Below are 9,059 nucleotides of genomic sequence, written 5' to 3' on the forward strand. Positions count from 1 at the left end.
GCCAGCAGCCGCAGGTCGGGGCGCAGGCCTTCACGGGCGTCGAGGAGCAACGACAGCAGCAGATCGGCGTCGAGGTGGCGTTCGTGGCACTCGTCGAGCATCACCACGTCCACCCCGGGCAGCTCGGGATCGCCCTGCAACCGCCGCACCAGCAGACCCGAGGTCACCACCTCGACAACAGTGCGCGCGCTCCGGCGTCGATCACCGCGCACGGAATAACCCACGCGCTGCCCCACGTCCTCGCCCAGCAGAGCCGCCATGCGCTCGGCCGCGGTGCGAGCGGCCAACCGGCGCGGCTCGGCGACCACGACCCGCAGGCCCTGCCCGGCAAGCGCGAGCGGAACCAGCGTGGTCTTGCCGGTACCCGGCGGAGCCACCAGCACCGCAGCACCGCGCTCGGCCAGCGCTCCGGCGACGTCGTCGAGCACCGCCCCGACGGGGAGGTCAGGAAGTCCCCGGTCCGCCAAAACCTGCCTCCGAACTCCTCCACAACACCCGCGCACGTCAGCAGGTGGTCAATTTCGCGCGAAATTGACCACCGCACCCCGCCAGGTGCGCTCAGACGATTTCGTCGTCCTCGGGGACGCGGACGTAGATCGTTTCGCCGCGGAGGACGGTGCGCAGGCAGCGCGGCATCGGGGCCTGCGGCGAGAGGTCCGGCAGGGCGGGCACCCCCGCGCGCGGGTCGGTCGACCAGCGCTGCACCCGCGAGTCCGGTGCGGCCACGACGAGCTCGCCGGCGTCCCACACCGCGTAGGTCGCGGGCGCGCCAGGAACCAGCGTGCCTGTCACGCCGTCGTCCACGCCCGCTGCTCGCCAGCCGCCCCGCGTGTGCGCGGTGAACGCCGCGCGCGGCGAGACGCCGAAGCCTTCCGTGCGGTGGTGCACAGCGGCCTGCACGGCCCGCCACGGGTCCATCGGCGTCACCGGGGCGTCCGAGCCGAACGCCAGCAGCGCGCCGCTGGCAGCCAACTTCGAGAACGGGTTGAGCCGCGTGCCGCGCGGCACGCCGAGACGGCGCGCGTACATCGCAGCCGAGCCGCCCCACGCCGCGTCGAACGCGGGCTGCACCGACGCCACCACTCCGTAGCTGCCGAGTTCGGCGGCCTGCTGCTCGTCGACCATCTCCAGGTGCTCGAGCCGGTGGCGCATGCTGGCCAGCGTCGGCACGCCGACGATCTCCGCCGCCTTGCGGAAGCCCGCGCAGACCTCCGCGACCCCGGCGTCGCCGATGACGTGGAACCCGGCCTGCAGACCGGCCCGCGTGCACTCCACCAGGTGCTCGGCCACCGCGCTCGCATCGAGGTAGAGCACACCGGAGGTGTTCGGGTCGTCGACGTAGGGCTCGCGCAACGCCGCGGTGCGCGAACCGACCGCACCGTCGACGAAGAGATCACCGGCCAGGCCGCGAACGCCGAGCTCCGCGGCGCGATCGACGGCCCCGAGCTCGCCCCAGTAGCCGATGACCTCCGGAACCCCGCCCTGCGCCGAGAGCGCGAGCAGGTCGACGAGGTCGTCCTCACCGGAGATGTCCGGCCCGCCGCACTCGTGCACGCAAGCCACGCCCATCGAGGCGGCGTGCCGCAGGAACGCCAGCTGGGCTTCCTTCCGCTGTCCGGAGCCGAGGCACTCCCGCGCGGCCCGGCGCACGTGGTGGTGCGCGACGCGCGTCAGCGGGCCCGAGTCGCTCCAGCCCTCCGCGCCCCGGGTCAGCGGCGCGCGGTCGACCAACGTCGTGGACACCAGCGCGGAGTGCACGTCGATCCGGGACAGGTACACCGGGGCGCCCGCGGCAGCGGTGTCGATCTCCTCGCGCGTCGGCGGGCGGCGCTCCGGCCACCAGGTCTCGTCCCAGCCGTGCCCCCACACCAGAGCGCCCGGGTACTCGGCCACGTGGTCGCGCAGCGCGTGCAGGAACTCCGTCAGCGAGGCGCAGCCGGTCAGGTCCAGCCCGTTGAGCAGCAGGCCGGTGGAGGTCGCGTGCACGTGCGCGTCGACGAACGCGGGCGCGACGAACGCGCCCTCCAGATCCACGATCTCGGCGTCGGGGTGCAGCGCGCGGCCGACGTCGTCGGAGCCGAGCCAGGAGATGGTGCCATCGGTCACGGCCATCGCCGTGGCGGCGGCGTCGACGGGCGAGTGGATTCGTCCGCCGAGCAGCAACGTGGTCTCGGACATGTCCTTCGTGCTTCCCCGTCTCGGGTTTTCGCTGCGATCGCGACCGGCGCGCGACGCCGGTATGGGCTGGTTCGGGCGAGCTTACCCGCCTCCGCGCGAGCCGCGACGGACCGTCGACCCGATCAGCTGCGCGGTTGCTCGTCCGACCGCTCTGCCTGCGCAGATCGCTGCGGCGGCAACAACTTCGGCCCGGCGTCCGCGGTGGGCTCGTCGTCCTCGGTGACCGAGACCACCTCGCCGTCGATCACATCGCTGCCCGCCGAGCCGCGCTCACGGCGCACCCGCTGGGTGTGCAACCACACCTGGTCCTGCATCTGCTTCGACCGCCGCTCGGCGGCGCGCAGCATCCGCTTGCGCAGCACCGCCCGGATCGGCGGGAACAGCAGCAGCAAACCCGCGACGTCGCTGAGCAGGCCCGGGAGGATGATCAGGAGACCGGAGGCGGCGATGAGCACGCCGTCGGAGATCTCCCGGTCCGGGGAGCGCCGCAGCCGCGCTGCCTCCCGGAACTCCACCATCGTGCGGCGCCCCTCCCGGCGCAGCAGCCAGGCGCCCAGCACCGCCCCGGCCACCAGCAGCCCGAGGGTGGGCAGCACCCCGATCACCTGCCCGAGCGCCACCAGCACGGCGATCTCGGCAGCCACGGCGATCAGGAGCACAACGAAGATCGGCACGGCAGGGCCCTCCTGTCGACTTGCGGTCACCGGGTACAACGAACCAGACCCGGCAAATGCTCCCGCACCGGCCAGAGGTGATGGAGATCCTCCTCCGCGGCCCCCATAGAATTCCTGCGATGCGGGCGCACAGAACGAGAACACTCCTCTTCGCGGCGGTCAGCGGGGTGCTGGCGCTCGCGCTGCTGGTCAGCGACCAATACCTGCCGGGACTCCCGCTGCAGCCCAAGCAGCTCCCGTCCGCCGTGGTCACCATGGGCGACAGCACGCTGTCCGGCGAGGGTGGCGGCGATTACGTCGGCGGCACCAACGGCGAGCGCGGGAACTGGTGCCACCGCTCGGTCGCCGCGCCGATCAACCAGCTGCAGCTGCCGGAGGACGTGACCCGCATCAACCTCGCCTGCTCCGGTGCGCGCGCGGAGGTCGTCGGCGCCGACCCGGAACCCGGCCACGCGGAAGGCTCGCAGTCCGAGCAACTTGCCGAGCTGGCCAAGCGCTACCGCATCACCGACGTCGTGGTGCAGGTCGGTGCGAACGACGACGTGGGGTTCACCGACGTGGTCAACCAGTGCGTCGAGGCCTGGGTGCGCCGCGACGACCTGGGCTGCTCCGGGCCGCTGCGCTCGGAGTGGCCGCAGCGCGTCGAGCGGATGAAGCCGAAGGTGCGCAGCGCGCTGGACGACGTCCGGGCCGCGATGGACAGCGCCGGGTACACGCCTAGCAGCTACTCGCTGATCGTGCAGTCCTACGCCTCCCCCGTCGGCCCCGGCGTGCGCCCCGAGCTGCAGAACCTGTCCGGCTGCCCGTTCCTGACCAGCGACCTGCAGTGGATCCGCGACACCGGGGTGCCGCAGCTGTCGAGCGGGCTGCGCGACGTCGCCCAGCAGGTCGGTGCCCGGTTCCTGGACCTCTCCCGCGCGGGCTTAGGCCACGAGGCCTGCACCGGGAATCCGAAGACGGGCGACGGCGAGTGGTTCACGCGCCTGTCGGTGGACTGGGCGAGCCTCCAGGACGAATCGCGCGCCGCGCACGCGATGCAGGAGTCCTACCACGCCAACGCCGCAGGTCACCGCCAGCTGGGCCGCTGCCTGAGCGAGTTCCTCCCGAGCGCGGAGCCGACGGCGGTCTGCCTCCCGGACGACCGCGGAAACCTCCACCCGGTCCCCGCCCACAACGCCGCCCTCCACCCCTGACGGCTCTCGCGCACAACAACATTCGTCGTGAGGACCGGCCGACCCCAACCCCCTGAGCACATGGCTCCGCCGTGCGCAACGACATTCGGCGTCCGCCCCGGCAAACCACCCGAAAGTCCCGGCCCACACCGCAGTTTCAATTGAAACTGCGGTCCACCGCGCCTGGGATCTGCAGTTTCAATTGAAACTGCACCCCTCCGCGTGTCGGGACCTCGGTGTGTCGGGACCTGGGACACGGCGTCTGGCCTGGGGTTCCGCAAATTCAATGGAAATTGGACGTGCGATTTCCATTGAATTTGCGTCACTTCGGCGTGTCGGGGGACGACATGCCGGGGTGTGTCGGGGTACTCCGCGATTCCGCCGAGATCGGTGGTTTCGGCGGAATCGCGGAGGTCCGGGTCAGATCGCCGGGGGGCGGTTCTCGAACGGGGTGGACAGGACCACCGTCGTGCGGGTGGAGACCTTCGCCGCTTCGCGGATCTGGCGGAGCAGTTCCTCCAGCCCCAGCGGGGAAGCCACCCGCACCTGCAGGATGTAGGACTCGTCGCCGGCCACCGAGTAGCACGACTCGATCTGCGGCAGGTGCTCCAGGCGCTGCGGGTAGTCGTCCGGCGCGGCCGGGTCGATCGGGGTCAGCGAGATGAACGCGGTGAGCGGCAGCCCGATCTGGTCACCGTCCACTTTGGCCGTGTACCCCTGCAGCGCACCGCGCTGCTCCAGCCGCCGAACCCGTTGGTGCACGGCGGAAACGCTCAACCCGACGCGCTCGGCCAGGTCGGTGAAACTGCACCGGCCGTCGCGCGCCAGCTCGCGCAGGATGGCCCGGTCGGTGGCTTCCAGCACGGCTGGAGTCGCGGCTCGCTCGCTCACGCCGGCAGCACCACCAACTCGTGCGGCTGGTTGTTCACGCTCTCGACGCCGTCCTCGGTGACGATGACGATGTCCTCGATGCGCGCGCCCCAGCGACCCGGCTGGTAGATGCCCGGCTCGACGCTGAAGGCCATGCCCGCCTCCAGCTGGATGGTGTTGCCGCCGACGACGTAGGGCTCTTCGTGCACGTCGAGCCCGATGCCGTGCCCGGTGCGGTGCACGAAGAACTCGCCGAACCCGGCCGCAGCGATCGGCTCGCGGGCGGCGGCGTCGATGGATTCCGCGGTCGCGCCGGGGCGGACCGCTTGCACCGAGGCGCGCTGCGCGGCTTCCAGCACGGCGTAGGTCTCGCGGACGTCGGCCTGCGCCGGTTCGCCGATCGAGTAGGTGCGGGTGCAGTCGGAGTTGTAGCCCTCCGGGATCGGGCCGCCGATGTCGATCACGACGACGTCGCCGCGCTGGATCACGCGGTCCGACACGTCGTGGTGCGGGCTGGCGCCGTTGGGGCCGGAGCCGACGATGACGAACGCCGCCTCGGTGTGGCCCTCTTCGATGATCGCGGCGGTGAGGTCGGCCCCGACCTCGGCCTCGGTGCGGCCGGCCTTGAGGAACTCGGCCATCCGGTTGTGCACCCGGTCGATGGCCGCCCCGGCCTTGCGCAGCGCCTCGATCTCGGCGGCGTCCTTGCGCATCCGCAGCTCGCGCAGCACGCGCCCGGCGAGCACCTGCTCGGCGTCGGGCAGCGCGGCGCGCAGCGGCAGGACGTGCAGCGCGGGCATCGCGTCGGCGACGGCCAGCCGGTTCGGCTTCCCGCCGCGACCGGCCAGGTCGGCCACCATGGCGTGCGGGTCCTGGCCGTCGACCCAGGTGACGACCTCGATGCCCAGTTCGGCCAGCGGGATGTCGGCGAAGCCGAGTTCTTCGAGCTTCGGCAGCACCAGCGCGGGCCGTCCGTCGGCGGGCAGCACCAGGCAGGTCAGCCGCTCGTGCGACTCACCGCCGGCGCCCAGGAGGTACTGCAGGTCGGAACCGGGCGAGATCAGCAGCGCGTCGAGGTCAGCCGCGGCTGCGGTTTCGGCCGCCCGGTTCAGCCGGGCGGCGAGCACGGAATGATCCTGCTTGAACGAGTCGGTGGCCATAGCTCCCAAGCCTAATCCCGCGGTGAAGTCCCGACGTGCGGGCGGTCCGGGGCCGCTGGAGCCGGACGTGCGATGTCAACGGGATTCGCGCAGCGGCTGCGGAACCGGATCGGCGCCGCGGTCCAGGCCGCGCCACACCGGCAGCACCACCATCGCGAGGGTGACCAGCACGTAGACCGCACCGGCCGACCACAGCGCGGTGGGCAGGCCGAACCCGTCGACCAGCACTCCGCCGACGAGCGCACCCAGCGGAGCACCACCCATCGCTACGGCGCTCGTCAGACCGAGGACGCGGCCGCGCATGCTCGGATCCACCCGCTCGTAGGCGATCACCGACAGCGTCGGGTTGATCGCGCCCGAGACCAGGCCCGTGATGGCGATGACGATCAGCACTGCTGGCAACCCGGGTTCCAGGGCCATGACCGCGTATCGCGGAGCACCGGCGATCGCGATGGCCGTGACCAGCAAGAACCGCCTCGGCAGCCGTGGACCGAGCCAGCTGTAGGCGACGTTGCCCAGCAGTGCCGTGGCGGCCATGACGCCGCTGATGGCGCCGAGCGCGACGGGGCTGTGCAGCACTTCGGCCGCGTAGATCGGGTGGAAGACGCCGATCGCGGCCATGTCCAGCGTGTTCATCACCAGCAGGACCAGCACCATCCCCACCAGCAGACGGTCGCCGAGCAGCGCGCGGGCACCGGCGCGGAGGTCAGCCAGGTAGCCGTCGGTCGAGCGCTCGGCGCGGATTCGCGGGATGCCGAGCGCGGTCAGTCCCGCCGCCAGTGCGAAGAGGGCTCCGACACCGGCCAGCACGGTGGTTTCGGCGACCACGGCCAGCGCCGCGCCGCCCAGCGGAGCGCCGAGCATCTGCGCGGACCTGTTGGCCGCCTCGAGCCCTCCGGTGCCGCGTTCCAACGGAATCCCGGCCTGCTCGACGAGGTCCGGAGCTACCGCCCGCCGCGCGGTCTGCCCAGGCGCTCGGCTCGCGCCGAGGAGCGCGGCGAGCACGAAGAGCTGCCACATCGCCAGGCCGAACGTGTTGTGCAGCAAGGGAATCGCGATGAGCACCGCGGCAGCCGCGAGGTCCGATCCGATGGCGCTGCGGCGCGCGCCGAGCCGGTCCACCACCGGACCACCGACTCCGGCCAACGCCACCAGTCCGGCCATCTCGACCGCGGCGACGGCTCCCACCAGCGTCGCGCTGCCGGTCAGCGACAGCACGAACCACGGGACGACCAGCAGCGCGACCGCCGTGGCGAACGCCGATACGCCGGTCGACGCCCACAGCAGGAAGACCGGCGCCCGGCGGTTCACGGCTTCGAGCGCGGGAAGGCCTGGAACTGCACTGCGACCTGCTCGTCCCCGTCCTCGGCGGGACGCCGGTACTCGTCGAGCAGCTCGTGCATCCGCCGGGTCAACTCACCGAGCTCCTCGGGCCGCAGCGAGAGGAAGGTGTCCGACATCGACGCCGCTTCGGTCCACTCCGGCGACCACTGCTGCCGTTCGGCCAGGTAGGCCGTGGCCTGCCGGTAGTGCGCGCCGGCGACGCCGAACAGGTAGGCCGCCAGCGGCCCCTGCTCGTCCGGGCCGAGCTCGCCGGTGGCCAGCACGGTGTGCTCGTGCACCGCACGCCACCAGCGCTCGCGCCGGTTGCCCCGCTCGGTGTCCTCCTCGACGAACCCGTGCTCAGCGAGCTGCCGCAGGTGCCAGCTCGTCGTCCCGCTGCTCTCCCCCACCCGCGCGGCCAGCTGCGTCGCCGTCGCGGGCCCGTCGCTGCGCAGCAGTCCCAGCAGCTCCATCCGCAGCGGATGCGCCAACCCGCGCAGGCTCTTCGCGTCCAGCTTCCGGTCCATGCAGACACCGTACGACCGCAGAGAACTCTTTGCAAAGAGTTCTTGGCAGTCCAGCGCCGAGGCCGCGGAGCCCCCGGTGTCGCCCGTTTCAAATTCGGGGAAATTTGCGGACGCGCTCTTGACAAGAATCAAATTGTTCTCTCACGGGTCGCATCAACCAATTTCTGAGCAAAGATACCGCAATTTGTCAAATTTCCGCGATCGCAATTATTGGTGTAGCTTTCCTTTCGTCGCGATCGCGGCGGTATTCGTTCTGTCCGGAGATGCTGGAGCGGTTCATGACCTTCTTGGTGACCGGTGCGACCGGGAGCGTCGGCAAGCACGTCGTGGCGCAGTTGCGCGACGCAGGTGTGAAGGTGCGAGTGCTGACGCGGAACCCCGGAGCTGCGGTTTTCCCACCTGACGTCGAGGTCGTCGGAGGTGACCTCGGCCTCCCCGAAACGCTCGAACCCGCACTCGCCGGAGTCGAGCGCGCATACCTGTTCCCGCACGAAGGCGCGGCGGCATTCGCGGAATTCGCGAAAAAGGCCGGGGTGAGCCGGATCGTCGCGCTGTCCTCGGCGTCGGCAGGCGACGAGTACAAGTTCGACTTCAACCACGAAAGCCATCTCAAGCATCTCGGCGTCGAGCAGGCCGTTGAGGAATCCGGAATCGACTGCACCGCGATCCGGCCCGGCGCCTTCGCTTCGAACTCGCTGCTCTGGGCGAACACCATCCGCTCGGGGGCCGCGGTGCGAGCGCCCTTCGCCGCTGCGGCGCAGGCTCTGATCCACGAGGCCGACATCGCCGCGGTGGCCGCGGCAGCGCTGCTCGAAGACGGCCACGTCGGGGCGAAGTACACGCTCAGCGGTCCCGCGACGATCACCATCGCCGACCAGGTGCGCACCATCGGCGCAGCGCTCGGCCGGGAAATCCCGTTCGAGGAGTTGTCGCCGGAACAAGCCCGGTCGGAGCTGGGGCAGCACGTGCCCGAGGACGTCCTCCAGCTGCTGCTGGGCTACTGGGCCGAGGCGGTCGACAACCCCGACCCCGTGCTGCCGACCGTCGAACAGGTCACCGGTCGCCCACCCCGCACCTTCGCGCAGTGGGTAGCGGACCACGCGTCGGACTTCCGCTGAGCGACGTCCCTCGCCCTCGAGCTGAGGTCGTGTGAGC

The 9,059-nt window shown here is 71.3% G+C and carries 9 protein-coding genes; 2 read left to right on the forward strand and 7 right to left on the reverse strand.

What is annotated here, in order from left to right; all coding sequences use genetic code 11:
- The 3 genes from OU415_RS37200 to OU415_RS37210 all read right to left on the reverse strand — a co-directional run.
- Positions 1 to 428 (reverse strand): DEAD/DEAH box helicase (locus OU415_RS37200; protein WP_333779290.1); only part of this gene is annotated, 428 nt, incomplete at its 3' end.
- 130 nt (positions 429 to 558) lie between these two features.
- Positions 559 to 2,178, reverse strand: a complete 1,620-nt coding sequence (locus OU415_RS37205) for an amidohydrolase (RefSeq protein ID WP_270954439.1) — start codon at positions 2,176 to 2,178, stop codon at positions 559 to 561.
- Positions 2,179 to 2,300: 122 nt separating this feature from the next.
- Positions 2,301 to 2,852 (reverse strand): FxsA family protein, encoded by a 552-nt coding sequence (locus tag OU415_RS37210; protein ID WP_270954440.1) that lies wholly within the window; start codon positions 2,850 to 2,852, stop codon positions 2,301 to 2,303.
- Between the two features lie 119 nt (positions 2,853 to 2,971).
- On the opposite strand from OU415_RS37210, the gene OU415_RS37215 reads away from it, so the two are divergent.
- Complete coding sequence (locus tag OU415_RS37215) at positions 2,972 to 4,045, forward strand: GDSL-type esterase/lipase family protein (protein WP_270954441.1); 1,074 nt, start codon at positions 2,972 to 2,974, stop codon at positions 4,043 to 4,045.
- Positions 4,046 to 4,444: 399 nt separating this feature from the next.
- Here the strand turns inward: OU415_RS37215 and OU415_RS37220 are convergent, their stop codons facing one another.
- From OU415_RS37220 to OU415_RS37235, 4 genes are all read right to left on the reverse strand, one after another.
- Positions 4,445 to 4,885, reverse strand: a complete 441-nt coding sequence (locus OU415_RS37220) for an Lrp/AsnC family transcriptional regulator (protein WP_093155725.1) — start codon at positions 4,883 to 4,885, stop codon at positions 4,445 to 4,447.
- 26 nt (positions 4,886 to 4,911) lie between these two features.
- Positions 4,912 to 6,054 carry a M24 family metallopeptidase gene (locus OU415_RS37225; RefSeq protein ID WP_270954442.1) on the reverse strand — a complete coding sequence of 381 codons (1,143 nt, stop codon included), beginning with the start codon at positions 6,052 to 6,054 and terminating at the stop codon, positions 4,912 to 4,914.
- Between the two features lie 75 nt (positions 6,055 to 6,129).
- Positions 6,130 to 7,365: an MFS transporter gene (locus OU415_RS37230; RefSeq protein ID WP_270954444.1), complete on the reverse strand. Its 1,236-nt coding sequence runs from the start codon at positions 7,363 to 7,365 to the stop codon at positions 6,130 to 6,132.
- Positions 7,362 to 7,904 (reverse strand): ArsR/SmtB family transcription factor, encoded by a 543-nt coding sequence (locus tag OU415_RS37235; protein ID WP_270954446.1) that lies wholly within the window; start codon positions 7,902 to 7,904, stop codon positions 7,362 to 7,364. Before OU415_RS37235 ends, OU415_RS37230 begins: the two co-directional genes overlap by 4 nt.
- A gap of 278 nt (positions 7,905 to 8,182) precedes the next feature.
- On the opposite strand from OU415_RS37235, the gene OU415_RS37240 reads away from it, so the two are divergent.
- Entirely contained in the window at positions 8,183 to 9,022 is an 840-nt protein-coding gene (locus tag OU415_RS37240) for an NAD(P)H-binding protein (protein WP_270954448.1), read from the forward strand.
- The last annotated feature ends 37 nt before the right edge of the window (positions 9,023 to 9,059 follow it).

The organism is Saccharopolyspora oryzae (assembly GCF_027853915.1).
In the GTDB taxonomy this organism is placed as follows: domain Bacteria; phylum Actinomycetota; class Actinomycetes; order Mycobacteriales; family Pseudonocardiaceae; genus Saccharopolyspora; species Saccharopolyspora oryzae.

Bases quoted from the DNA above. Each gene is read 5' to 3' on its own strand.
- OU415_RS37215 (WP_270954441.1), top strand. From the start codon at position 2,972: ATGCGGGCGCACAGAACGAGAACACTCCTCTTCGCGGCGGTCAGCGGG.
- OU415_RS37225 (WP_270954442.1), bottom strand. From the start codon at position 6,054: ATGGCCACCGACTCGTTCAAGCAGGATCATTCCGTGCTCGCCGCCCGG.
- OU415_RS37240 (WP_270954448.1), top strand. From the start codon at position 8,183: ATGACCTTCTTGGTGACCGGTGCGACCGGGAGCGTCGGCAAGCACGTC.
- OU415_RS37235 (WP_270954446.1), bottom strand. From the start codon at position 7,904: ATGGACCGGAAGCTGGACGCGAAGAGCCTGCGCGGGTTGGCGCATCCG.
- OU415_RS37205 (WP_270954439.1), bottom strand. From the start codon at position 2,178: ATGTCCGAGACCACGTTGCTGCTCGGCGGACGAATCCACTCGCCCGTC.